The organism is Bacteroides salyersiae (genome assembly GCF_031172035.1).
GTDB lineage: Bacteria > Bacteroidota > Bacteroidia > Bacteroidales > Bacteroidaceae > Bacteroides > Bacteroides salyersiae.
In genome coordinates this window covers 4,656,380-4,678,466 of sequence record NZ_CP133452.1, presented here as the reverse complement: position 1 = coordinate 4,678,466, position 22,087 = coordinate 4,656,380, and the positions used below count along the sequence as shown (strand labels likewise).

23 protein-coding genes and 2 pseudogenes are annotated in these 22,087 nt (G+C 49.5%); 4 read left to right on the top strand and 21 right to left on the bottom strand.

What is annotated here, in order from left to right:
• The first annotated feature begins 295 nt into the window (after positions 1 to 295).
• From RB604_RS17935 to RB604_RS17925, 3 genes are all read left to right on the top strand, one after another.
• Entirely contained in the window at positions 296 to 496 is a 201-nt protein-coding gene (locus tag RB604_RS17935; RefSeq protein ID WP_005930644.1) for a DUF6140 family protein, read from the top strand.
• An 8-nt stretch (positions 497 to 504) separates the two neighbouring features.
• Positions 505 to 1,206, top strand: coding sequence for a hypothetical protein (locus RB604_RS17930; RefSeq protein ID WP_055294124.1), 702 nt, complete (start codon positions 505 to 507; stop codon positions 1,204 to 1,206).
• 120 nt (positions 1,207 to 1,326) lie between these two features.
• Positions 1,327 to 1,452, top strand: coding sequence for a hypothetical protein (locus tag RB604_RS17925; protein ID WP_259327047.1), 126 nt, complete (start codon positions 1,327 to 1,329; stop codon positions 1,450 to 1,452).
• 243 nt (positions 1,453 to 1,695) lie between these two features.
• Here RB604_RS17925 and RB604_RS17920 read toward each other — a convergent pair whose 3' ends face one another.
• The 20 genes and pseudogenes from RB604_RS17920 to RB604_RS17825 form a co-directional block, all read right to left on the bottom strand.
• Positions 1,696 to 2,712, bottom strand: a complete 1,017-nt coding sequence (locus tag RB604_RS17920) for an aldo/keto reductase (RefSeq protein ID WP_007481868.1) — start codon at positions 2,710 to 2,712, stop codon at positions 1,696 to 1,698.
• A gap of 97 nt (positions 2,713 to 2,809) precedes the next feature.
• Positions 2,810 to 3,040, bottom strand: a pseudogene (locus tag RB604_RS17915) (alpha/beta hydrolase); the annotation flags it as partial.
• Positions 3,041 to 3,067: 27 nt separating this feature from the next.
• Positions 3,068 to 3,316: pseudogene (locus RB604_RS17910) on the bottom strand (5-amino-6-(5-phosphoribosylamino)uracil reductase); the annotation flags it as partial.
• Positions 3,317 to 3,410: 94 nt separating this feature from the next.
• Positions 3,411 to 4,574: an aldo/keto reductase gene (locus RB604_RS17905; protein ID WP_055294122.1), complete on the bottom strand. Its 1,164-nt coding sequence runs from the start codon at positions 4,572 to 4,574 to the stop codon at positions 3,411 to 3,413.
• A gap of 25 nt (positions 4,575 to 4,599) precedes the next feature.
• Entirely contained in the window at positions 4,600 to 5,352 is a 753-nt protein-coding gene (locus RB604_RS17900) for an SDR family NAD(P)-dependent oxidoreductase (protein ID WP_055294120.1), read from the bottom strand.
• Between the two features lie 134 nt (positions 5,353 to 5,486).
• Positions 5,487 to 6,551: an MBL fold metallo-hydrolase gene (locus RB604_RS17895; RefSeq protein WP_055294119.1), complete on the bottom strand. Its 1,065-nt coding sequence runs from the start codon at positions 6,549 to 6,551 to the stop codon at positions 5,487 to 5,489.
• A gap of 4 nt (positions 6,552 to 6,555) precedes the next feature.
• Positions 6,556 to 7,083: a DapH/DapD/GlmU-related protein gene (locus tag RB604_RS17890; protein WP_055294116.1), complete on the bottom strand. Its 528-nt coding sequence runs from the start codon at positions 7,081 to 7,083 to the stop codon at positions 6,556 to 6,558.
• A gap of 65 nt (positions 7,084 to 7,148) precedes the next feature.
• A complete protein-coding gene (locus tag RB604_RS17885; protein WP_055294114.1) occupies positions 7,149 to 8,321 on the bottom strand; it encodes an iron-containing alcohol dehydrogenase in 1,173 nt (390 codons plus the stop codon).
• 11 nt (positions 8,322 to 8,332) lie between these two features.
• Entirely contained in the window at positions 8,333 to 8,905 is a 573-nt protein-coding gene (locus tag RB604_RS17880; protein WP_005930659.1) for a flavodoxin, read from the bottom strand.
• A gap of 1 nt (position 8,906) precedes the next feature.
• Positions 8,907 to 9,740: a carboxymuconolactone decarboxylase family protein gene (locus RB604_RS17875; RefSeq protein WP_005930661.1), complete on the bottom strand. Its 834-nt coding sequence runs from the start codon at positions 9,738 to 9,740 to the stop codon at positions 8,907 to 8,909.
• Between the two features lie 130 nt (positions 9,741 to 9,870).
• Complete coding sequence (locus RB604_RS17870) at positions 9,871 to 10,683, bottom strand: AraC family transcriptional regulator (RefSeq protein WP_005930662.1); 813 nt, start codon at positions 10,681 to 10,683, stop codon at positions 9,871 to 9,873.
• A gap of 146 nt (positions 10,684 to 10,829) precedes the next feature.
• On the bottom strand, positions 10,830 to 11,657 hold the full coding sequence (locus tag RB604_RS17865) for an SDR family oxidoreductase (RefSeq protein WP_055294111.1): 828 nt from the start codon (positions 11,655 to 11,657) through the stop codon (positions 10,830 to 10,832).
• A gap of 11 nt (positions 11,658 to 11,668) precedes the next feature.
• Entirely contained in the window at positions 11,669 to 12,676 is a 1,008-nt protein-coding gene (locus tag RB604_RS17860; RefSeq protein WP_055294327.1) for an amidohydrolase family protein, read from the bottom strand.
• Between the two features lie 16 nt (positions 12,677 to 12,692).
• Complete coding sequence (locus tag RB604_RS17855; RefSeq protein WP_055294325.1) at positions 12,693 to 13,637, bottom strand: aldo/keto reductase; 945 nt, start codon at positions 13,635 to 13,637, stop codon at positions 12,693 to 12,695.
• A gap of 116 nt (positions 13,638 to 13,753) precedes the next feature.
• Complete coding sequence (locus tag RB604_RS17850) at positions 13,754 to 14,917, bottom strand: MalY/PatB family protein (RefSeq protein ID WP_055294109.1); 1,164 nt, start codon at positions 14,915 to 14,917, stop codon at positions 13,754 to 13,756.
• A gap of 3 nt (positions 14,918 to 14,920) precedes the next feature.
• Positions 14,921 to 16,354 carry an MATE family efflux transporter gene (locus RB604_RS17845; RefSeq protein WP_055294107.1) on the bottom strand — a complete coding sequence of 478 codons (1,434 nt, stop codon included), beginning with the start codon at positions 16,352 to 16,354 and terminating at the stop codon, positions 14,921 to 14,923.
• A gap of 19 nt (positions 16,355 to 16,373) precedes the next feature.
• Positions 16,374 to 17,240, bottom strand: a complete 867-nt coding sequence (locus RB604_RS17840; protein WP_021936764.1) for a DUF3737 family protein — start codon at positions 17,238 to 17,240, stop codon at positions 16,374 to 16,376.
• Positions 17,241 to 17,595: 355 nt separating this feature from the next.
• Complete coding sequence (locus RB604_RS17835; protein WP_055294105.1) at positions 17,596 to 18,432, bottom strand: aldo/keto reductase; 837 nt, start codon at positions 18,430 to 18,432, stop codon at positions 17,596 to 17,598.
• 1 nt (position 18,433) lies between these two features.
• Positions 18,434 to 19,129 carry a RibD family protein gene (locus tag RB604_RS17830; RefSeq protein ID WP_021936766.1) on the bottom strand — a complete coding sequence of 232 codons (696 nt, stop codon included), beginning with the start codon at positions 19,127 to 19,129 and terminating at the stop codon, positions 18,434 to 18,436.
• Between the two features lie 23 nt (positions 19,130 to 19,152).
• Positions 19,153 to 20,097 (bottom strand): aldo/keto reductase, encoded by a 945-nt coding sequence (locus RB604_RS17825; protein ID WP_229103601.1) that lies wholly within the window; start codon positions 20,095 to 20,097, stop codon positions 19,153 to 19,155.
• Positions 20,098 to 20,235: 138 nt separating this feature from the next.
• Between RB604_RS17825 and RB604_RS17820 the strand changes: the two genes are divergently transcribed.
• Positions 20,236 to 21,147: a helix-turn-helix domain-containing protein gene (locus RB604_RS17820; RefSeq protein WP_055294103.1), complete on the top strand. Its 912-nt coding sequence runs from the start codon at positions 20,236 to 20,238 to the stop codon at positions 21,145 to 21,147.
• Positions 21,148 to 21,191: 44 nt separating this feature from the next.
• Here the strand turns inward: RB604_RS17820 and RB604_RS17815 are convergent, their stop codons facing one another.
• A complete protein-coding gene (locus tag RB604_RS17815) occupies positions 21,192 to 22,043 on the bottom strand; it encodes an aldo/keto reductase (RefSeq protein WP_055294102.1) in 852 nt (283 codons plus the stop codon).
• Positions 22,044 to 22,087 lie beyond the last annotated feature (44 nt).

Genomic DNA, 22,087 nt, shown 5'->3' with positions numbered 1-22,087 from the left:
CTGATTTATAAAAGACATATTGCATAACTTGCAGACGATTATTTGATTTGGTTAAATCTGGTAAATTTAAAATGAGATCAAAAATAATTAGTCTAAGCATGTTTGTACCCTTCATAAAGGGCACAGGCTGCTTTTACTTATTTTGATCTCGGGCTTACCAGAGCCTAACCAAAGAAATAAGAAAAGGAGTGTTGTGTCCTTTTCTTATTTGATAACAAGCAGTATTTTGATAAAAAACAATATAATGGGGGAGGCCGAAAAACCGATAGAGTAGGTAACTTAAAAAAATAATAGTATGAGTAGTCATTTATGGAAAGTCACTGCCAAGAAAGCGGTGGGAAAAGTTGCTAAAGGGATGGAAGCGGAAGTAGTGAAAAGCGGAACTACTGCCAAACCGGTTATTAAAGAGATAGAAGAAGCGTTTAAGCGCAAGTATGGAATTTCTTTGATTTCGGGATGTAGCTTGGCAAACTTCGATATGGTGGAAGTAAAATAATAGATATTATGAGTTTATTTACAGAAGAAGATAAGATTTTCGAAGCGTGGAAAAAGGTATTGGAGAACTCGCATTTAGTAACAGACGGCATTGTCGATGAGAAAAAATGGTTAGAGTCTTCACCAAAAATATTGTTTGTATTGAAAGAAGCCAATCATAAAGGTAAACCACATTCTGCTTCTCTTTCAAGAGAATGGTTGTATGATGGAGCCGGAAGCAATACTTGGGGGAACATTGCGCTGTGGACACATGCTATCCGGCATTATAAAGAGAATCTTCAATGGTCGGATGAAATCAATCTACGTTCATTGGAAAAGGCGAGACGCAAGCATCATTTACAAACGGTCGTGGCGATGAATCTGAAGAAGACTCCCGGAGGTGCAAATTCCAATAAAGCCGAACTTCGTGAATTCGTGAAAAAACACAAGGGCTTGTTGCGCAGTCAGGTTGATCTTTATTGGTCTCAAACCGATATTATTGTTTGTTGTGGGGTAGAAGTTGGTAGCTTGTTCCGGAGCCTTGTAAAAGACATTTCGTTGCAAAAGCATGTATTTGAAACTGCTGATAAGGAGATGGCAAAGAAAATTCTTTATTATCAGATCGGTGATGGAAAGCTGATTATTGATTTTTATCATCCGCAGGCTCATATAAGTAAGGGGTTTATGTATAATTCTATTCGCGACATTGTGTCGCTCTTCTACAAATCTTAGTTGAATAGGATTGGATATGAGTGCTGATGAGGTAGTATTAACTAAAATTTTTGAGCCTCTGTATGAAACGCATGCCAAAGACTTCATCGAGCATAGCTATCCGGCAACAATGCCAATACAATGATGTTCTTTACTCAAAAAGGTAAATGTTACTGGCTAAAAGTATATGAAATTCCTGAAGGAACGAAGAACTCAAAAGAATGTGCCATTCAGAATCTGCTGAATATCGATTCTGACGATGCATAAGCCATGTAAAGAGAAATAAGAGTTTCGTTTTCATATCTGTTATTTTTAAGTTATTACTTTGATGCAAAGGTAAAAGCAAGAGGGTGTCGAAACTCTCATAAACTAAAAATCACCCTCGCCACAGGCAGTTGTAGCGAGGGTGATTTTTGTTAAAAGGTGAGTTTTGACACATTCCCCAATTTGTTTTATCAGGAAGTTCACTTCCTTTTTTTGATTATTCAACCGGACTGAATGTGACTTGATTCACTTATCTGTTCCTTCACTCCATTGTTTACCGAAACTCGTCTGTTCTGTTTCCACGCATCCACGATGTCCGTGCACCTTACATTCATCCAACGCTGATTGTAACTGCCGGAATTCATCATCGGAAAGCGTGACGTTCCAAGCCCCCAGATTCTCCAGAATCCTTTCCTGGTTCTTGGAACCGGGAATAGGTACGACATTGGGATATTTATGGAGCATCCACGCGAGCGATATCTGGGCGTTGGTAGCCTTCTTCTCCACGGCGAACCGATGCAGCAAATCAAGTATGGGCTGGTTGGCCTCGATATTCTCTTTCGATAATTGGGGGACGAATTTCCGCACGTCATCGAAGCCGAACTGCTCCTGTGCCGTAACCTTGCCCGACAGGAACCCGCTTGCAATCGGCGAGAACGGTACGACTCCGATTCCTTCCTCAAGACACACCGGGAAAATCTCCGTTTCGCAATCGCGTTCCACCATCGAATAGATGTTCTGGACGGCAGACAAGGGAGTAACCTCATGCGCCGTCCGTATTTGGTCGGCCGATACTTGCGACAATCCCCAACCACGTATCAATCCCTCCTGAATAAGCCGCCCCATGACGGTTGCCACATCCTCAAGCCGGACCATCTCATTGATGCGATGCAGGTAATACAGGTCGATATAATCCGTGCGAAGTCTGCTCATGGAATCTTCAAGATGCCGACGCACTTCCCGGTAGAGATTCGTCCCGTCCGGCTTCGGGAGTTCACCAATATGAAATTTGGTGGCAAGCACCACCTCTTTACGGAACGGCTCGACAGCTTTACCCACCAATTCCTCGTTATGTCCGGCATAGAATTGTTCTTTGCCATAGGCTTCCGCCGTATCAAAATGCGTGCAGCCGTAGTCATATGCCTTGCGGATTGCTTCTATGGCATACGCTTCGGGCGGTACTTGTCCGTAACCGTGGCTGAATCCCATACATCCCATTCCTATCGGAGATACTTCCAATTGTCCTAATTTTCTTTTATCCATATTGTTATTTTTTTTAGAGTAAGATTGTTGTTGAATTATTTTAACTCGGTTCATACCGTACATAGTGGATGTTACCGTCGATTTGATACGTGGATCAACCTCGTTCGGCAAGCGTCTGGGCATAACGGCCTGACACTTGTTCTTTCACCGCACCGTAAGGGCCACTGACGGCAATGGCTGCCAGACGTCCTTGCGTATTTGGGGGCTTGTAAAGGTCTGCGGCAAGCGTAATGCCGTAACGGTTGTGGAACGTGATTCTCGTATGTTCCACCTTATCGCTCTACGGAAAGGTCTTATCTCATTCCTGCGTCAATTCCAATGGTTCCATACCGGTTGAATTTATATATTTTGTTGTTGTCGTTTTTTGTGCCTTACTGGCGACATATACGGATTTATGACCTATCGGAGTTCCCTCCATGGGGGTACTTTCCTCTTTGACGGCGGAACATTCGAGTGCGGTAGTTATCCGTCCTGACAGTTTCGAGCAAGGCTCCAGTTTTTCTTAGGCTATGTAATACTCATCCGTACTCAGTTACCCGACCATCGGGCAGTCGATGCGGCCATCGACCGAAGTCATCATGTGACTGATTATATATGGTCTCATATTCTTGGTTTTTATTTATAATGCAAAAGTAAGGCAGCTTCTCCGCTCTGCCGGTAGACAAATTACGGATTATACTACCTTATTTACTGATTCCTTATCGGCCTACCTGACGTTGCTGTTCGGCATTGTACCGGTCTCCCACAACGGGAATAGCAGCCACGGTATCCTCCAGTTCTTTCCAATCCCCGGAGCTGATGTTAAAGTCGAGTGTGCGCAGGTTTTCCTCCAGATGAGACAGTTTTGTCGTTCCCGGAATCGGTACGATCCACGGTGCTTTCTGAAGCAACCAGCCAAGAGCCACCTGTGCCGAGGTTATCCCCCGTGTGCGCCCGAAAGCTTGCAGCGCATTTACAATGCGGGTATTTGCACGCATTGCTTCCGGCTGGAAACGCGGCAGGGTCTGACGGTTGTCGTTGTTTACATCGAAGACCGTGTATTCGTTGATGCAGCCTCCCAGAAAACCCCGGTTGATCGGGCTGTACGGGACGAAGCCGATACCCAACTCCCGGCATACATCGAGAACTCCGTTCTCTTCTACCAGGCGGTGCATCAGATGGTACTCGCTTTGGATAGCCGTCAGCGGACAAATGGCGTGGGCCTTACGGATTGTTTCGGCACTGACCTCGCACATACCCCAGCGTTGCACTTTACCTTCCTTGATCAAGTCGACAATAGTAGCCGCTACCTCCTCGGCCGGAGTATTCGGGTCGGCACGGTGCTGGTAGAACATCGGCAGTGAATCGAGTCTCAATCGGCGAAGCGACTCCTCGCAATAGCGACGGATGGTTGCCGGACGGCTGTCTTGACGACCGGTTCCTTTGCCGTCGATCACTTCATGTCCGAATTTGGTCGTCACGTTGATCCGCCCTTTGAACTCGGACAGCGCTTCTCCTGCCAGATTCTCATTGGTCAACGGTCCATAAATGATAGCTGTGTCGAAGAGCGTTACACCACGCTCTACCGCCTCATGCAACAATCGGATACACTTTTTCTTATCCGGGTGTTGGCTGCGGTTGTAAGTCATGCCCATCACGCCGAAGCCGAGTGCCGACACCTCGAAGGTAGCCTTACCCGTACCCAATACACGATGTCCCTTGATACGGGCTGCATCGGTATCCACATCGGATGTTTCCGCCTGTTTCGCTTCTGAAGCGAATACCTTGCCCAATCCCGAAGGCATGGCCATTGCGGCTCCTGCCAATGCAGCCGTCTTGAGAAATCCACGACGGCTGATATCCATTTTATTGTTTTCTTTCATGATTTTATGTTTTATGAATTATAACTTAATGAATGGAAAATGCCCCGTCCACTAAAAGGGCGTGCCCGTCTACGAAACTTGCCTGCGGTGAGCAAAGCCACAATACGGCGTTGGCTATTTCTTCCGGCTTACCGAGACGTCCGGCTGGAATATCGCGGACCAGTTCCTTTTCCAGATCGGGGTTACGCCGTATCAGTTCTTCGGCCATAGGTGTTCGGATCACACCCGGACAGACGGCATTGATACGAATCCCTTTTGCCGAGTAGTCGATGGCAGCCGTGCGGGTCAGACCGATCACCGCATGTTTGCAGGCGATATAGGCCGCTTGTCCGGGGAACCCCGTAACGCCGCCTTGCGACGAGGTATTGACAATAGCGCCACCACCTTGTTTCAACATCTGGATAATCTCGTAACGCATACAGTTCCATACACCTTTCAGATCGACAGCCACCGTGCGGTCGAACTCCTCGTCGGTGATCTCGGCCATCGGCCGTTGCGGGGTCTGTATCCCGGCATTGTTCAATGCAGTGTCCAGCCTGCCATAAGTCGCAACGATCCAGTCAATCATCTCCTTTACAGCCCGCGTATCGGACACGTCGCAGCGATATGCCACGGCTTTATACCCTTCTGAAACCAACTTCCCGGCTTGTTCTTTCGGCTCATTGATGTCCACCAATACTACGGTTGCACCCGCTTTTGCAAATGCTTCTGCCGAGGCCAGCCCGATACCTGCCGCTGCACCCGTTACCATCGCTACTTTTTCATTCATTGTTTCCATGATTCTAATTGCTTTAATGTTCTGATGCAAAGTTACGCAAAGAGCCTCGCAACGATTTTGCTGCGAAGCTCAAAAGATTTTGTTATGAAGTTCATTTTGTTAAAAAAGGAACAGGATGTATTTTATGGACTATTTCAATAGATTATAGGGCTGCCGATGATACCATGTATAACATGCAGGCTGCTGTCCTTTGTTGCTGTCTGTTCGATGCGGTGGACCGGCTCGTCCCATGCGTGACGGGAGAGTGAAAATTTGCTGTTGTGTACCGGAAGGACTTTGGTCGCATCCAGCTCGTGAATCTCTGCCGGAAGCTGTTCAGGCATCGTATGGATATACCGCCAGTCTTCGTTGTATTGCCCGTTTTCGAGGATGGCAAGGTCGATATGCGGGAACCGTTTGCCGATTTCCGAGAAATGGGCACCGTAGCCGCTGTCACCGCCGATATAGACCGTAGAGTGCCCTTCGAGCATGAATGAAGCCCACAGCGAGGGATTCTGCCGAAGGAACCGGCCTGAAAAATGGCGGGCAGTCAAACAGGTAATCCGAAAGCCGGGTTCGGAGGTGTATACTTCATTCCAGTCCATTTCGACAATCTTCTCTGCGGAATATCCCCAGTATTCGAGATGTTCCCCCACACCGAGCGGACAGATGACTTTGTCCACTTTGTCGCGTATCGCTTTCACAGTCCCGTAATCGAGGTGGTCGTAATGGTCGTGCGTGATGATAAGGTAATCCACCTCCGGGATGTCTTCCGGTGAGTAAATGTCCGTCCCTTTGAAAGGCTTCATCATAAGAGAGACCGGGAAACCTGTCGTCAGCACCGGATCAACCAATATTTTCTTACCGCCATTAATCAGCAGGTAAGACGAGTGCCCGAACCATACGACGGCATCTTTCGAGAGGTTCAACCGTTTCAGGTCGGTCTTTACTGCATGGATGCTTTCGGACGGAATAAGATTGTCCGGTTTCTTTTCTGTCAGGTTGTCCCACATAATCCGCCACCGGCTTTTATCGGTGGTCATAAACGGAGTCGGTTCCTGATTTACGAATTGCCCCTCTTTGTAGTTCGGAGAACGTTCGATCCGTACCAGTCGTTCTCCACGAGGAGTACGGCTGAAAGCCGGATGGTTCAAAACGATAATAACGGTAAGAACCAATACTATAAGAATGGATATACATATAATCATTTTCTGTTTCATCCAATCATGATTTTATCTTGCGAATAAATTTGGCGGGATTGCCCGCGACAAGGGTATTCGGCTCCACATCGTGCGTGACGACACTGCCTGCTCCGACCACCGCATTCTCGCCGATGGTAACTCCGGGCAGGACGGTGGCCCCGGCTCCAATCCAGACCTTCCGGCAGATATGTACCGGCTTGCAGGTAATCACATGACAGTTCTCCAGATCGTGGTTATCCGAGATAAGCTGGACGTTGGCGGCAAGCATCGCATCATCATCGATGGTAATGCCACCCGCCGACATCATCAGACAGCCCGGCATGACAATCACATTGCGTCCGAACTTCACGTTTGCGGTACGGACACCCGCAAATGGTGTTTCGATACGGCAATTCTCTCCGAGATGTGGAAATACCTTGTGCAATAATTCACGATATTCCTCCGTATCCGGCATCGTATGATTCAGCCGGAAGATATTTTGCCGTAACTCTTTTGCCACGCCCAGTTCTTCTTCTGTCTGGTGCAGGCAGTCTATTCTGAATTCTTCCATATCATTTATAATAAACAGACGGACTCCTTGTCTGGGAATCCGTCCACGATTATTCCTTGCATGTTTTACAAAGATGTTTCAAGTATTTCGTAAATGTCCTTTTCCGTAAGCGGAGCAAAAATGGAAGGATTATCGAGTCCTTCATTCGTCGCGATGTGTGCGGCAATCTCTTTCAGACGGCTTTCGTCGATGCCCACTTCACGCAGAGTCATCGGCATGCGCATCGTGTTCCTGAAGAAATCGTAAGTCTTGTCAATCGCCTGTTCCGCAATCTCGTAAGGCGGCAGTTCGGCAGAAATGCCATAAATGTCCACACCGAACTTCACAAAACGTTCCAGCGTGCGGTCGTTCAGGATGTGTCGCATCCATCTCGGTGTGATGATGGCAAGCCCTTCACCGTGCGTGATGTCGTAGTAGGCCGATAACGCATGCTCGATGCCGTGCATGGGCCATCCCGACATGCCTGCCCCCAGATTGAGCAACCCGTTGCAACCGAAAGTGCAGGCAAGCATGATTTCGGCGCGGGCTTCGTAGTCATCGGGATGATCCAAAGCGACGGGACCGAACTTCATCAGGGTTTTGATCAGCGTTTTGCAGAAACCGTCGGCAACCGAGTTAGACGGATTGACAAAGAACTGTTCCATCGCGTGGTTGATGGCATCGGCCACACCGGCCGCAGTATGTTTGGCATTGACCGTTTCGGTATAGGCAGGGTCAAGCAGAGAGCAGACAGGATAAAGAAGCGGGTCCACATATCCGATCTTGTCGTTGGTCTCTGTCCGGGAAATAACACCGCCGCAATCATATTCACTGCCGGTAGCGGCAAGCGTCATGACATCGACAATGGGAAGAGCATCCTCTGCTTTTACCTTATACGAAATTAAGTCCCAAGGGTCACCATCATATCGGGCGGCTGCGGCAATCGCCTTACAGCAGTCGAGGACTGAACCTCCACCTACGGATAAGATAACATCAATCTGTTTCTCCTTGCATATTCTCTGTCCGTCGAGTACGCTCGGATTGTATTTGGGGTTGGGTTCGATACCACCCAATTCGTGGATTTCAAAATCCTTGAGCAGTTCCTTCACCTTGTCGTAAAGCCCAAGGCGTTTGATGCTTCCCCCGCCGTATGCAAGAAGGACTTTATTTCCGATGGGGCGCATCACTTCGGGCAGTCTGTCGATAATACCTTTCCCGAAAATCAAACGGGTCGGGGTATGATATTCGAAATTTTCCATATCTGTCGTTTTTAGAGTTTTTCAATAATCTGCTTCGACCATCCGGCGACGTTTGCCGTACCGCCGTTGAACAGTCGGCCTTCTTTCCATTCAATTTTGGGATAGAGTTTCTTGAGTTGTTTCACGCTACCCGTGATTGAACTGCCACCCGATGTGGCAAAAGGAATAACGGTTTTACCCGCGAAATCATATTTCTCAAGAAAGGTATTGACCGGACGCGGACACAAGTCCCACCATATCGGATAACCGAGGAACACTACGTCGTAATCTTTCAGGTCAATCGTTTCTCCGCCCAGCGCAGGACGTGATTTTTCGTCTGCCATCTCCACCGAACTGCGGCTCGCCTTGTCGTTCCAGTCGAGGTCTGCCGAAGTGTAGGCCGTAGCCGGAGTAATCCGGTAAAGTTTACCGCCTGTCTCTTTTGCGATAGCGGTTGCCACTTTCTCTGTGGTCCCCGTGCAGGAGAAATAGGCTACAAGGATTCTTTTATCGGATTGCCTGTCGGTATCCGCTGTCTGTTTTTGTGCTTTCGACGAGCAACTGAATGTAAGTAGGCTCATAAGTATCAATACTATCTGTTTCATGTCATTTTAATTTAGAATATACTTCATCACCGACAGGTTCCAGCCACTCGGTACTGTTGTTCTCACCGGGTACTTCGATGGCTAAATGCGAGAACCAGCTGTCGGGAGCCGCCCCGTGCCAATGTTTCACGCCTGCCGGAATATTGATGGCATCCCCGGGACGCAGTTCCACCGGCTCTTTGCCCCATTCCTGATAGTAGCCGCGACCGCCCACGCATACGAGTGTCTGACCGCCGCCTTTTGTTGCCTTGTGCACATGCCAGTTGTTGCGGCAGCCCGGTTCGAAGGTCACATTTACCACGGGGACTCCGTCCGTTACTACGGGAGCCGTGTAACTTTGACCGATGAAATACTTGGCGTAGGCATCGTTGGGGTTCCCCACGGGGAAAATGATGGTTTGCGCGTACGCTTCGAGCGAACCTGCCGCTACGCTGTCGGCATTGCCATCGGTCCAAACTTCTTTTGCCATACGGAAAGCCGCCCACGCTTTCGGCCAGCCCGCGTAGAATGCGGCATGGGTGAGTATTTCGGCTATCTCGGTTCGGGTCACTCCGTTCTTCTTCGCCGATTCGAGATGGTACTTGAACGAGGAATCGGTCAGTCCCTGTGACATCAGGGCCACCACGGTTACTATGGAACGGTCGCGGAGCGAAAGCAGATCGTTCCGGCTCCACACTTCCCCGAAAAGAATATCATCGTTCAAACGTGCAAATTCGGGGGCAAATTCTCCGAGCGCATCGCGTCCGGCAGTTTGTTGGATTTTTACTTGTGATTTTGCCATGATCGGAAAAATTAAAATCAATAATAAAGCTAATGATGCTACTTTTGTTTTCATACGATATGATTTTTAGTTCGACATTTCCAAGACAACCGACAGGTCTTTCCTGTTTCCGATACAAAAGTACGGGCATTATTCCACAACAGCTTTGCTGCAAGGCTCAAACTGTTTTGTTCTGAAGTTCATCTTACCATGAAGGAGCGACACCATAAGCCTCCTTGTATATCTTGGAGAAATGCGACAGGTTCTTGAAACCCACATCGAAACAGGCTTCCGTCACTTTCTTCTTGCCTGATTTTATCAGGCTGTGCGCGGCTTCCAGCCGGCGTTTGATAATCCACTTTTGCGGTGTCAGGTTACTGACTTTGGCAAAGTCCCGCTTGAAGGTAGCCAGGCTGCGTCCCGTGTAACTGGCGATCTCCTCCAGAGAGAGATCACACATGTAGTTCTCGTTCAGATAGTCGAGAATGTCGATTTTCCACGGCTCCACGAAGTCGAACAGCGAGGCATAGAGATTCCGGTCGGTATTAAGCAGTACATATATCCCTTCTACCATTTTCAGCTTCAGTACGTCTTCGGACGGTTTTTCGCCTGCATCGAAATAGGGAATGACGGATTCGAACAGCGAACGGATATCAAGCCTGTTACTGGGCAACACACGCAGGCTTACCTTCTCACGTTCGGAGTCGTTCGGAATCTGTTGCCGGTTAAGCGTCTGGTAAAATTCTCTTAGAAACGGTCTTGAGAACTTCAGTACGACAGAACGGTAAGGCTTTCCGTCTTCTACCTTTTTCTGCAACCACATCCGGTTATCGCGCCGCATGAAAGCACAATCCCCCGGATGCAACACGGTTTTCTTACCACGTTCCTCTATCTCCAGCTCACCGGAGCACAAATAAATAAGCGTATGCTCCCTGTTTTCATGGGCACATCCCCGGTCATCGGTGAAATAACTCGCTATAAGCACGTTCGAGCAATCGAATACATCTAATCGTTCCATATTGTCAGTCTTTAATTTTCGCAAAAATAACGCATTCCAACCATAAAGTATTTGTTGTAAAGCTCAAATTTGCATAACGGATAAAATATTTTTGTACTCTTGACCTCGTATGGCAGCTATTACCTTACAGATTACAGTACAACACATTACGGTTTCAACGGGCCATAAAAGTACGATGCCGTAGCACCGCCATCGATCAGAAAGTCCGCTCCTGTGATAAATGCTCCTCTGTCGCTCATCAACAGTTCGGCAACATTGGCAACCTCGTCCGCGGTTCCGGGACGTCCTGCCGGACATTTGGTGAACATGTTTTTGTAAAAATCACCTCGCGGCCCGTTGAACTCGTCAATAGCCAAAGGAGTTACGATGATACCCGGTGAAATGGAGTTGATTCTTGCCCCGCACCCGCCCCATTTCACAGCTTCGGCCATTACACGTTTCACGTTACAACGCTTGGCCATCTGATAGGCATGTAACGTATCCTTGATGCTATCCGGTTGCAGCATGTCGAGCGAGAGCAATTCTTCGGTAGGAGTCGTGGCCAATAGCATATCCTCCTCGATGGTCAGAGCGGGCATCCGATGCCCCGACTGGCTGGAAATCGTTACCCCGACACCGTTTTCTTTAATAACCTTCCCAACTTCTTCGAGCAGGACAGCCGTTCCGTACAGATCGACTTTCAGAATCGTTTCGATGGAAGCCTGACTCGGTGATACGCCCGCCGCATTGACGAACATTGAAATTTCACCATGTTTCCGTGCAACCGCAATCAAGTTCAAAATGGACTCCCTTGAAGAGAGATTCATTTCGACGGGTACTGTATCAAATCCCGCCTCATTCAATATACGGCAAACAGCCTCGGTACTCTCCGGGTTCAGGTCTCCGACAACGATCTTTTTCCCATATCCCATACGGCGGGCTATCGCCATTCCTATCTGACCGGCATCGGTCAATATCATTACCTCTTTCTTCATATTACTCATTTTTATCTGCCAAACAGTTTAAGGGCGTTGTCATGCAGGATTTTTTCTGCAAAAGGTGCGAGCTCGGCATCATCGGTTATCCACGTTCGCAATTGTTTCAAATTTCCTGTCAGAACTGTTGCCGGCTGGTATGGATAATCCGAGCCGTAAAGCAACCGGTCGGGGGTGGTTATGGTCAGCAGAGCCTTGACAACTTCAGGCGTTGCACCTCCTGCAAGGTCATAATAGAACGCCTTCAGATTGGCATCCCAGTCAATCGGTTCCATAAGCCCTTTCGCCGCCATGGCCGGATATACCGCCTTCATGCGCGGAAGGGCCAGCGGCAGAAATAAACCGCAATGCGGTACGACGAACTTCAAATCCGGATACCGGGCCGGAATATTCCGGGCAATCAGATTGACGACGGTACGGGTCGTCTCGGCCGGATATTCGTAAACGGCCAGCGGTGTTGTTGCAATGATTCCATCGTTTACGGGCGAAGGTTTGTGCGGATGCAGCATCACGATGGCATGGCGCTCGTTCAGAATTTGCATCAGCGTATCGAGTGCCGCATCGCCCACGTACTGTCCCCGGCTGTTGGTAGCCAGCTTGATGCCGTCCGCACCGAGTGTGTCGAGTACATAGACCGCTTCCTTGATAGCCGCGTCCACATCAGGCAGGGGCAATGAAGCACAGAAGAGGAATTTGCCGGGATAATCCGCTTTCAGCCGGGCGCACGTCTCGTTGTATTGCCTGACCGCACGACGGCTCTCTTCCGCATCGCCGAACCACGGTTGGGGAGCAGGCATCGAAAGGACGGATGTTTCGATACCCGCCTCTTCCATGAATTTCAGATGAGAAGCCACATCCCAATCCGGAAGCGGGAAAGTCTCTTCCAAAGCTGCCCCGTGCCTGTCCAACAGTTCCTTGAACGTGGGAAGTATATTATGACAATGCACGTCTATCGCCTGTTGCCCCATAGCGGCATGTACGGACAGCATACTCAATAAACCGATCAGATAACGCTTCATACCCATTCCTCCTTTCTTAAACCATCGGCATTTCCCATGAACCTCTCGTATCGACACCGGTACTTTCGGCAGTTTCTTCCAATGCCTTCATTTCGTCGGCAGTCAAGGTAACTTTTGTCGCTTGCAAGGCATCCTGCACTTGCGAGGGTTTCGTCACGCCGATAATCGGTGTCGTGCCTTTCGCTATCGCCCATGCCAGAGCGACCTGCGCCGGTGTGATATCATATTTATCGCCGACCGTGCGCATCACGGCAACGAGCTTCTCGATTTGTGGCAACAACGGATTATAGGTCTCCCCACGCTGGCTACCGGCGGGCAGCGGGTGCACAGTATCGTATTTTCCGCTCAACGCTCCTTGTTCCAATACCATGTAAGACCAAAAATCGATACCGTTCTCCTTGCAATAATCCAAAATACCAGCTTTTTCCGAAGAACGATACAACAGGCTGTAATGATTCTGCACGGCAGAGATATGTACCCCTTCTTCCGAGAGAATCTCCTCCGCACGCTTGATTTGCGTGAGGTTGTGATTGGAGACACCAATCCGTTTTACCTTGCCGCTTTTTACCAACGGGATAAGATAAGGTGTCCATTTCTCCACGTCGGCAGGGTTGTGTATCCAGTAGATGTCGATGTAATCGGTGGCGAAGCGTTCGAGACTTCCTGCCAGCATATCTGCTACCGGGTTCTCCGTATCGCCTGCAATTTGCGGTGTGAACTTGGTCGAGATAAACACATCCTCCCGTTTGCAGTTCTTTGTAAATGTCGAAAGCACTGTTTCCGAAGCTCCCATGCCATACACCACGGCGGAATCCCAGAGGTTCAGCCCGTTGGCCATCGCCTCGTCGAATACGGGTTTCAGTTCTTCCACTCCGAGATTGTTCCCGAATACCTGGTCGCCTCCGGCGAATCCTGCACCCCACGACCATGTGCCTAATGCTATTGACGGTAATTTTTCCATATCCATTTTTTTTCGTTATTCAATTTCTAATTCATATTGCAAAATTACACGGTTCAAAATATCCCGTTTGTAGACGATTTACGGATATTTATACCCAAATACTCGATTTCAGTCTTTTAACAGCATTCCAATACACGGGCCGTCCGCTCCAATCCGTCGGTAAGCAGTGTTCGGGGGCAGGCGATATTCAGGCGGATGAATCCCTCTCCGCCAGGGCCGTACATCGTACCGGAGTTGACCATCAGCTTCTGTCCCTCTTGCAGGCGCAGGGTCGTGGCATCCGAACCGATACCGAGCGCCCGGCAGTCTATCCAGACCAGGTAAGTCCCTTCGAGCGGCAGCACGGGATATTGCGGCAGTCGTTCCTCGAAAAAGCGGCAGAGATATTCGTAATTTCCCCACAGGTATTTCCGCAAGGCATCGAGCCACTCTCCACCCTCGTTGTAAGCCGCTGTCGTAGCGATCACGCCGAACGGATTGACGTCGCACACTTCGTTGATATTGATGGCACGGTCGATGCGGCGGCGTACCTCCTCATCGGCCGCGACGATATTGGCGATTTGCAGCCCGGCGATGTTGAACGCCTTGCTCGGCGAAACACAGGTCACGGACTTTTGTTGGAAACGCTCGGATAGGGAGGCAAAAGGCGTGTAGTCATGCCCCTCGTAGGTCAGCTCGCCGTGAATTTCATCCGCCACGACAAACACCCCGTTGCGCAGGCAGATGTCGCCGATGCATCGCAGTTCTTCCGGAGTCCAGACTCGCCCGACCGGATTGTGAGGATTGCACAATAACAGCAGTTTCGCCTTCGGGTCGGCCGCTTTCGCTTCAAAGTCGTCGAAGTCGATTGAGTAGCGACCGTTCCGGTAAACGAGGTTATTGGCCGACAGTTCGCACCCGTCATTGCGAATCGATGAATAGAAACAGTTGTATGCCGGAGTCTGGACGATTACTTTGTCGCCCGGTACGGTCAGGGCTTTGATAATGGCCGACAGAGCCGGCACGACACCGCTTGTATAGATAATCCACCGGGGATCTATCCGCCAACGATGGCGGTCTTCAAACCACCGGACGACCGCATCGTAATAGGTTTCGGGCACTTTTGTATAGCCGAAAATGCCGTGCTCCACCCGCTTTTGCAGGGCATCGATAATGGCGGGTGCGGTACGGAAATCCATATCCGCCACCCACATGGGCAGTACATTTTCCTCTTCGGGAGTGTCCCATTTGTAGGAGTTCGTCCCGCGACGCGGGACAATCGTATCAAAATCGTATTTCATAACTTATCTATTTATTCGTAATTTATAAATCCAGTTACTACCCCAAAGTCTCGCGAGGAAGATTGCTCCCCGGAAACAAAGCTCGATGCACATGGCAAGCCACACGCCGGGTAGTCCCATCGTGGGGGCGAGCCATGCCGCCAGTGTCAGCCGTACGCCCCAAATGCTGCCGAAGTTCATCAGACTGGGTACGAATGTATTACCCACACCCACGAATATACCGTAGGCTACGATAGATGCCGCGAACATCGGCTCCGCAAAGGCTTCTATCCGCAGAATCTCGATTCCCAACATGCGGATTTCCTCTACCGGGGTCATCACTCCTATGATTTGCGGAGCTGCCACATACATCAGCGCTCCCATAACACCCATAATCAGCATTCCCGACCAGACGGTAATATTGGCGAAACGACGGAGCAACCGGATACGGTTTGCTCCGAGGCTTTGGCCGACCAACGTCGTGGCAGCTTCCGAAATACCGTAGCCGGGCATATAGCAGAGACTTTCGGCAGTGATGGCGAACGAGTTGGCGGCAATGGCGATGATACCAAGTGGTGCGACGATCACCGTCGTTGCGATCTGCGCCCCACAAATGGCCATGTGCTCGAATCCCATCGGCAGGGAGATGCGGAAAGCCTTACTCAGTGTCTCTTTCCGAGGCAGGAAACTTCCCCGTTCTCCGGACAGTCTCAGCATGGGCGAGCGACGGCAAAGATACCACATCATCCCGCCGGCAGTGATGAGCTCGGCCAGCACCGTTCCCAATATTGCGCCTTCCACGCCCAAGCCTGCGCCGGGAGTGGTAAATGTCACCCCGAACCATTCCACCTGCCGCGAAGGGAAAATAAGGAAGAAGTTGAACACGACATCCAAAAGGCACATCAGCACGTTCAGCATGCTGGGTACACGCATATTTCCACTGCAACGCAACATGCCTCCTGCAAGTAAATTCAACTGCAAGGCAGGAAGGAAAAGTGCGAATATCCCAAAATAGAGGGATGAATCGCTCCGTATTGCTTCATCACCGCCCAACCAGCCGGGAAGCATGCCGCTGATGGAAATGCCGACAGCCGCCAACAATGAGCTGAAAACCAAAGTGGCGGCAATCGACTGGCGAAGTATCTTTCGGGCTCCCGCGAAATCCCCGGCTCCGATCCGGTGTGCTACCTGAACGGAAAATCCTGTTGCAGCAGCTGCGCATAATTCCCAAAACAGCCATGTCGTAGTTGAGACCAATCCGATGGAAGCAGCGGCGTTCGCGCCCAGGCTACCCACCATCGAAGCATCGATGTACTGCATGGCAATTGAGGATACCTGCGCCATAATAGCAGGGACGCTAAGGTATGCAGTCAGGCGTAACTGCTGCCCCAGCGTCATTTGCTTCCCTTCGCGAATCAGCGATAACAGGTAATCGGTCTTTCCTTTTCCTATTCCCATCAAGTTATTTGCAAGGGTGTCAATCGGTAAAACAGGTTTTCTCGTCCCAAAGTCTCAACTTGCAATCGGCGGGAGCCTTGATATTCTCGTCGAGGATAATCTCTCCGTAACTTTCGGCAGTGATACAACCTGTCCGCGGATTCTTCACCCCGCCTATCACACCTTTGATGGTGGCCTGCACCGAGCTGTACTCGAAAGCCCGATCACAGTCGGGGCCGAACGTGCAATTTTCCAATATAAGGTCGTGAGCATAGCAAAGCGGCTGTTCGCCGGTGATGTGGCAGTTTACCAACCGAAGGTTGTGCGAATGCCAGCCCAGGTATTCGCCGTTGAGTTCCGAATCGTAGATTGTCACGTTTTCCACTTCCCAGAAGGCATCCTTTGTCGTAATCTTGGCGTTATGAATCTCCACATTTTTCACGTATTGGAAAACGTATTTGCTGTCGCTCTCCAACCCGTCTATGCGGATATTGCTGCTGAACATGAACGGATAAGTGCCACCATGCAGTTTCAGATTCTTGATGTCCAAATTCTTGCAACGCCAGAACACCTCGTCGGCATCGTTTATCTCCACGTTCTCGATTTCGATATCGTGCATCTCGCGGAACATCTTGGGGGCGTCGATGCGTGTGTTCGTCATTTTCAGATTATCGGAGTACCACAGTGCCGAACGTCCGCCTACATCGAAAAAACAACGGTCAATAACGAAACCGTGCACGTGCCAGAAAGGATAATTTCCCTCGAAACGGCAATCGACGGCTTCGATGTTGCTGCACTCCTTGATGGCTGACTCTCCGGCACGGATGATTACATTCTCCAAACGTAAGTCATGTGATTCGAACAGAGGTCTTTCTCCACCGAATTCTGCATTTGATATTACTTTCATACTTTCCTTATTTTAATTATTATTCATATTCAACTTGTAACAGTGCAAAAGTACGAAGCTCCCTCCATAACAACTTTGCTTCAAGGCTCAAACTGCTTTGTTCTGAAGTTCACCTTGTAATGGAGAGGTAATATTTTATCTCTCTGATGCAAAAATAGATGGTATCTGCCACATACTTTGTAGACAAATTCCCGGTATTCGTACCCAAATTACGGATTATGCTTGTTGCCGATTCTTACACAAATTGCCTAAAGCCTAATATAACTCTGTTTTAACGTGTAGTAGTGGATTATATGGCAAAGAACCGATATCATATTTCAGACACCGGCTCTCTTGTTCAAGTACCTTAATGCAGTTACCAGCCAATGGAAGAAGAAACCAAATCCGGATTCTGGGGATTTCCGATAAGGGGCTGTCCTTGGTCAAGAGCCCGCAGTATCTCTATTTCGTTATCGAGCAGTTCGAAATCGAACACTTCGAGGTTCTCCTTCATGCGTTCGATGTGCGTCGTCTTGGGGATAACGACCACGTCCGACTGAATCTGGAAGCGCAATACCACTTGGCGCACCGTCTTGTGATAGCGGCCGGCGATATACTGCAATGCCTCGTCAGCGTAGATTTCATTGATTTTACCCTGTCCGAACGGGGCATAGCCCATGTGCTGAACACCGAGTTTATCCATCCAAGTCCGAACTTCGGTCTGTTGCGACACGAGGTTGGTCTCGACCTGGTTCACGGCAGGAACCACCTTGTTGTAGTTCACCAAGTCCACCAGACGGTCGGCGGTATAGTTCGATACCCCGATGGCGCGGATTTTACCTTCGGCATAAAGTTCCTCCAGCGCCCGCCATGCGGCGTATGTATCGCCGAACGGCCAGTGCAGCAGTACGAGGTCGAGATAGTCCGTTTGCAACTTCCGCATCGACTCCTCGACCGAGGCGCGGGTGTTCCCGTAATTCCCGAACCACACCTTGGTCGTGATGAAAAGTTCCTCGCGAGGCACGCCGCACCGGGCGATGGCCCGTCCGATATGCTCTTCGTTGCCGTATCCTTGCGCCGTGTCTATCAGCCGATAGCCCAAAGATATGGCGTCCACGACACTCTGCTCGCACACTGCCGGGTCGTTCGACAGAAAAGTTCCCAAGCCCAGCACGGGCATTTCAATTCCATTGTTCAATTTTACCGTTTTCATATTACTTGTTTCGTTTATAAATGATTAAAATTCCATCATGTTCCAATCGCTCGACCCGGTCGAGTGCAAAGGCTTTCGTCAGCCGCGTATTGTCCGGCATTTCGGTAATGGTCAGTTCCTTGCTGCCGTCGATAAACGGTGCGACCACAAGACGTATCTCATCCACCAAATTCTCCTGAATGAACCGGGCATTGATGGTCGCTCCGCCGACAATGGCGAAGCGCCGGATACCGAAAAGCGAATAGAGTTTGTCGAGTGCCGCAGGCAGATCGATGGCCGTATCTCCTGCCAGAATAAAGGGTATCCGCATCTTCCGCAGATAAGCGACATATTCAGGACGGACGCTTCGGGTCGTAACAACGAGCACCTGATTGCGGACACCGTCTGGAAACTCCAAAGAATCTGCGTTCCACAATACTTTCCCTTTCGTGTCGAACGATACGATGTAGGGCGACGGTTTCAGCAGCACATGGTCTTCCGTCGGGGATTCGGCTTCGGCATAAGGCGAAAGGTCTATACTCGCATCGCTGAAATACTTCTCGTGCGTGTTGCTTCCGTTACCCCACGCATCGGTGTCTTCGAGCTTTTGCAGTTCGAACCAGTCACCCAACTCTTCGTTGTGGTCGTGGATGAAATCTCCTTCAATCTTTCCGTCGATGGAGGTCATCATTGTCAATATCACATAAGGTCTGTTCATATATTTATAGCATTATAAGTTGTTTACCACGGGAAATTATCTGGGTCGTTCTTCTCGTAAGTACGCTCGTTGCGGTTCAGCCCGTTGATGACGGACATCTCCACGGGCGAGAGTTCGAAATCGAATATATCCATGTTCTCTGCCGTATAATCGGCATTGTCGCACCGGGGGATGGCAATCAGACCGCGCTGGATGTTCCAGCGCAGGATTACCTGCGCGATGCTTTTGCCGTGTTTTCGGGCAATGGCGCCGATTGTCCCGTCCTGAAGAACCGCACCTCCCTGTCCCAACGGGGCACATCCCTCGACCTGAATACCTTTGGCGAAGGTGTTACCCACGACCTCCTGCTGCGTCATGTAGGGATGAATCTCGATCTGGTTGACGGCAGGCTTGATACGGGCGTATGCCAGCAATTCGTCCACGTGATGCGGGTTGAAGTTACTTACTCCGATGGCGCGGATCTTCCCTGCATCGACATACTCCTCCATGATTTTCCATGTCTCCTCGACCTTTCCGGCTACCGGCCAATGAATCAGCATCAGATCGACATACGTTCCCCCGAATGCTTCGATCGTCCGGTCGAGCGACTCGCGCACCTTGCCGCTACGCATGGCATCGGGAGCGATTTTCGAAGTGATGAACACCTCGCTCCGGTCGATACCGCTCTGCCGGATACCTTTACCCACTTCTGTCTCGTTCGCATAATTTTTGGCGGTATCGATCAGACGCCAGCCTTTCCGTATCGCTTCCGACACGCATTCAGCACAGCGCTCGACCGGAATACGCAATGTGCCGTATCCCAAAATCGGCATCCTTATGCCGTTGTTAAGCGTCGCATAATCCATGATAGGGTCGGTATTCGATATAGAACGCCCGGCTGCCAAAACATTCGTTTCCCCCAATAGTCGGCTTGCTGCGATTCCACCGGCGACCGTTACCGTCTTTTTTAGAAAATCACGTCTATCCATAATTCTTAATTTTTATTCTATTGCAAAATTATCCGGTTCTCCAGCCCCAAACGGGTACGAAATCCGGATTTTCGTACCAAAAATCCGGATTATCCAAGAATTGTCGTAAATTTGTAATCGATTGATAGTATAGGGAATATGGATAATATACTAAAAGTAAAAAACGTCCATGACTACAACACTTTTGTAGGACATGCCGACCAGCACCTTTTGGTCAGCGTGATAGATTACGATACCGTCACGCCCATCCTGCATACACGCAGCCAATTTTCAGTCTATGCACTTTTCTTGCGGGACGACACATTGGAAGACCTGACCTACGGATGCAGCAAATACGACTATAACGCGGGAACGCTCATCTGCGTGTCGCCCGGGCAAATAGGAGGAGTAGAGTATAACGGACAGAAATTCCATATCAAGGGATGGGCCTTGCTTTTCTCTCCTGACTTGTTGCATGGAACCCCGTTGGGTAATCACATCAAAGACTTCTCTTTCTTTTCTTATCAAGCTAACGAGGCCCTCCATATGACAACTGAAGAACGGGAAACCTTCGTTCGGTTTATGAAAATGTTGCAGACCGAATTGACCAAAACACACGACAGACATCAGGAAACAATCATTGTTTCATATATAGAACTGATTCTAAAACACTGCCTTCGTTTTTACGATCGGCAATTCACATCACGCAAAGCGGGTAACAGTGATGTGCTGGCACGTTTCGAGCACATTCTCAAAGAATATTATGAGAAGGAAAAACAATACTCAAACGGAGTGCCCGGCGTACAATATTGTGCTGAGCAGTTATGTATGTCGCGCAATTATTTCAGTGATTTGGTAAAGAAAGAAACCGGAGAAACTGCTGGAGAACATATCCGTCGCCATATCATCGATATGGTCAAAAGTAAACTTATCAACGGCGAACAAATCACGCAGATCGCTTATGACTTGGGATTCGAATACCCGCAACATTTAAGTCGCATGTTCAAAAAACAGACCGGACAGACTCTCTCGGAATACAGCAGAGATATAAGGGAACGAAAGTTCCGATAACCTTATTGATTACCGGAACTTCAGAAAAATCAAGAAAATATCTGTCATGCAGGACACTCGATACCATAGAGCCGTTGCACCTCTTCCGGAGCGTGCAAGTCGAGAATCGTGTTGTGTCCCGTATTCATGGAAGCGATTGCGGCCATATCCTCCGGCGTCAGCATGAAATCCTCGATGTTGAAATTTTCTTCCATCCGCTGCCGATGTACCGATTTGGGAATGGCGACAACTCCGCGCTGTAAATGCCAGCGCAATACGACTTGCGCTGCCGATTTATCGTATTTGCGACCGATACCGGTCAGAATGTCGTCCGTGAACAATCCGTTCCGTCCTTCGGCCAAAGGGCCCCATGCCTCTGCTTGTATGCCGAGTGACTGCATAATTCGTATCGCATCGGTTTGCGGAGTATAAGGATGCACCTCTACCTGATTGACCGCTGGAATAACATTGGCATTATGGCATAAATCCAACAATCTGTCTGATTCGAAATTGCATACTCCGATAGCCCGTACACGTCCTTGAGCATAGAGTTCTTCCATAGCTCGCCATGCGCCGTAACAGTCGCCGAAAGGCATGTGGATGAGATAGAGGTCAAGGTAATCCAGCCCCAAACGGGCGAGCGAAGCATCGAATGCCCGCAATGTCCGTTCGTAACCCATTTCCGAAATCCACGCTTTGGTCGTGATGAACAGCTCCTCACGCGGAATGCCGCTTTCCCTGATAGCCGTACCGACCGCTCGTTCGTTGCCATAGACCGAAGCGGTGTCGATGAGTCGGTAGCCGACAGTCAGCGCATCGGTAACGACCCTTTCGCACTCGGCGGCATCGGGTATCAGAAAGACACCGAAGCCTTGTATCGGCATCTTTACTCCATTGTTCAATTCTTTGAAATCCATGTCATAATATCGTAATAATTAGTTTTTCAAGATATTCAATCATA